We start from the raw sequence: 3,146 nt of genomic DNA, 5'->3' as shown, positions 1-3,146 counted from the left end.
TTAGAATCCATAAAACAAGATACTTCTTTACCTAAAGGAAGCTATTATCTCTATATCAAAGATATAGAAGAATCTCTAAAGATTAGAACAGATTACTTATACACAAGAGCAAGTAGATATAAAGCTCTTAGTGTCTATACCATAGATACACCGAGCAATCAATATAAAATCTCTTACTTTAACAATCCATTAGATAATATCCCTTATCCTAAAGGCACTACCTTTCTTACAGCTCCCAATACACCAATACCTACACATTATACAGATGAAAGAGTAAAGATATTTCTTAAAAGTAGTAATACTTATAAAAACTTCATAGTGAATCTAAAGCAAAAGATAGATAATCTCAAAACTCAGGGGTATGATACAGAAAGAATAAAACTAGAGGTGGGGTATGGGGAGGATTTACAAATAGCTTGGGGAGGGCACAAAAATGTATCAAAAGAATTTAAGGAAAAAGTAATAGCAATTTGCAAAAGATTAGAAATAAACCCTGATTATTTAATGTCTTGTATGGCTCTTGAGACTGTGAGAACCTTTTCGCCCAGTATAAAAAATCCACTTGCTACCGCCACAGGACTTATACAATTTTTGAAATCCACTGCGATAAGTTTAGGAACCACTATAGAGGAGTTGGCCAAGATGACTCAAGTCGAGCAGCTTGACTATGTTGAAAAATATTTTCGACCATATAAGGGAAAAATTCAAAATATTGAAGATATTTATATGGTAATTTTTTATCCTATGGCTGTTGGAAAACAGAATGATTATATTATTTCAACTAAAGGAAATAATGTATATAATAAAAATAAAGGCTTAGATGTCAATAAAGATGGTATCTTAACAAAGGGTGAAGCTGGTGCTGTCGCAAGACAATATCTCAAAGAGGGTTTAGAGAAGTACAAAGGATAGAAAATGAAAAAAATGGCTATTTATGGCATTATATTGTTAAATTTGCTTAATGCCGATGAAATTTCTGCAAGCATTCAAGAGGCTTCTCAAGAAGTTTTCTCCGCTTTTTCTGTCTCTACAAATGCCAAAAACAATCAATGCAGTATTACTATCAACGATAAAATAATTTATCAAAGAAAATGTGAGTATGAGTATGAACCAAGATTGATTTTTTATGCACCGCTTGGAAATTGGAATGAAGTTTGGGTATTTCAAGATATGCCTATGGGGAATGCCTGCGATGGCGGAAATCTAAGAATCTTTGAGCGAGAATCTGGAAGCAATACAATCCATTATCGTGGCGAGATTGATTTTTGTGGTGGTCCAAATCCTAATTTTACATTAAAAGGAGATGAGTTTATCATCACTAATGAATCTATGAATCAAGCATATTCTTTGCAACGAGGCGAATTAAAAAAACACAATAGCAGAGTGCAATAATGCTACAACGATATATAATGCTTTTAATGTGTACTTTCATGTATTTCTTGCAAGCAATGGATATAAACGAGCCTTTGGATATAAGTTTTAGGGACACAAACATTTATATTTTAGAGGTTACTTATCCTAAAAAATGTGAGATTGAAGATAAAACTTTCTTTGTTTTGAGTAAAGAAGTCATAGCTTCATATTTTCAAAATGCGGAATTATACGATAGTGAATCTCCTGTGGGAGTTAGGGATTATCCAAACTATCAATGTGAGATTACAGGAAAATTGTTAGTCAATAATGAGCATTATGATTTTAGACTTGATTATAATGGTGTTGGATATATACATAATAACGCAACCGCGAATATCACAATCTGTAATCGCAAAAATTGCTATCCTTGTGCTGTTGCAGATGTGTATTATGATGCCTTAGAGAGCGATGATACAAAATGGCTAGAAAATTATAGAGCAGAATATTGTGTAAAAAAGTGAGTGATGTAGTTATAATTTTGACTACAAAAGATTCTATTAAGCCCTAGTTTCTTTTAAGTAATAAAAAACATATTTTAAGGAAATGGCAATGAAAAATATTATTTTTGTGGCTTTGTTGAATCTTGGTGTGCTTGCTTATGGCGCAGAGTTTGGCTCTATCAAGGTTTTAGAAATACAAAAAGCAGAGTATCCCAAAGAATATATCCCATATAATGACTTACTGCCTTTTACGCAACAAGATGAAATACAATATTGTAATGCTGGTAAATGGCAATTAAGCAAGAAGCAAATTATAGAATTTTTTGCAAATGCCATAGAGCTTAAAAATGGGGAATATCCCTTTATACCATCGTATTGTGAGCTTCATTGTGTGATAAAGGGCAAAATCAAATTAGATTCTACAACATTTGATTTTACATTTAATCTTGGTGGATTTGTCGAACTCACTTCAGATAAAGAGGCACGATATTTTGGGTGCAGTGAAGGAAACTATGTTTTTGAAGGAGCTATTGGAGAGGGAGAAGCGATAAAAAAGCAAACCTCTGCTTGTAGTGCTTTTGAAAGTGGATTATATGATTGTGGGGCATTGTAGTTTATGAATGGTAAGCCTCTAAGTATTACTTCACAAAATAATACAGATAATCCAAATACAAAAGATACTCCATCACACAATCAAGCTAATCAAGATTCTATATCACAAAATCCAAATAAACAAATATCTACCTTAGAGAATCTAAACACTAAAGATTCTATATCACAAGCAAATCTGAATAATACACAATCTTATACTTTATCAATAACACAACATAATAGAGACTCACTTATACTAAATCTAGATAATACACAAGAATATTTTGATTATTCTAAACAAAGACAAAAAGACAAAGATAAAGGAGCAATACCAGAGGGGATATACTATATAGACATTACTCAAAATAATGATGATAAACAAAGTGGCATAAGAGAATACAATAATACTTGGTATTCTTTCTCAAGAAGCAAAGAGGGAGAGAAGCAATGGGGGAAGTATAATATCCCTATCTATACAGATAAAGACTGCACCAACACTACAGAATCTAGCACAAAAAGACAAGGTTTCTATATACATGGAGGAGAAAGCTATGGAGATAATGGAGGGATAGACTTAAGCAAAGAAGATACTAGATTTTTTAAAGTCTTAGAATCTTTAAAGCAAGAATATAAGGATATTTTAGAATATATAAAAGATGATAAAGGTAGAATTATTATAAAACTAGAGGTGGGGTATGGGGA

The 3,146-nt window shown here is 32.1% G+C and carries 4 protein-coding genes and 1 pseudogene; all 5 read left to right on the top strand.

Annotated features, from left to right (window positions below; all coding sequences use genetic code 11):
- Nucleotides 1–912: pseudogene (locus tag LS81_RS12205) on the top strand (hypothetical protein); the annotation flags it as partial.
- 3 nt (nt 913–915) lie between these two features.
- The gene (locus LS81_RS10590; protein WP_034347860.1) at nt 916–1,392 is read left to right on the top strand and encodes a hypothetical protein; all 477 of its coding nucleotides are present in this window, start codon (nt 916–918) and stop codon (nt 1,390–1,392) included.
- 56 nt (nt 1,393–1,448) lie between these two features.
- Nucleotides 1,449–1,874 carry a hypothetical protein gene (locus tag LS81_RS10585; RefSeq protein ID WP_161976773.1) on the top strand — a complete coding sequence of 142 codons (426 nt, stop codon included), beginning with the start codon at nt 1,449–1,451 and terminating at the stop codon, nt 1,872–1,874.
- Nucleotides 1,875–1,962: 88 nt separating this feature from the next.
- The gene (locus tag LS81_RS10580; RefSeq protein ID WP_034347862.1) at nt 1,963–2,466 is read left to right on the top strand and encodes a hypothetical protein; all 504 of its coding nucleotides are present in this window, start codon (nt 1,963–1,965) and stop codon (nt 2,464–2,466) included.
- 3 nt (nt 2,467–2,469) lie between these two features.
- Nucleotides 2,470–3,146, top strand: a 677-nt coding sequence (locus LS81_RS10575) for a DUF2778 domain-containing protein (protein WP_138069940.1), incomplete at its 3' end; no start/stop codon positions are given.

Origin of the sequence: Helicobacter trogontum (assembly GCF_000765905.2) — a bacterium.
Lineage (GTDB): Bacteria > Campylobacterota > Campylobacteria > Campylobacterales > Helicobacteraceae > Helicobacter_A > Helicobacter_A trogontum.
Note: the sequence above shows the minus strand (reverse complement) of the source record. Positions and strands in the feature narration are given on the sequence as shown.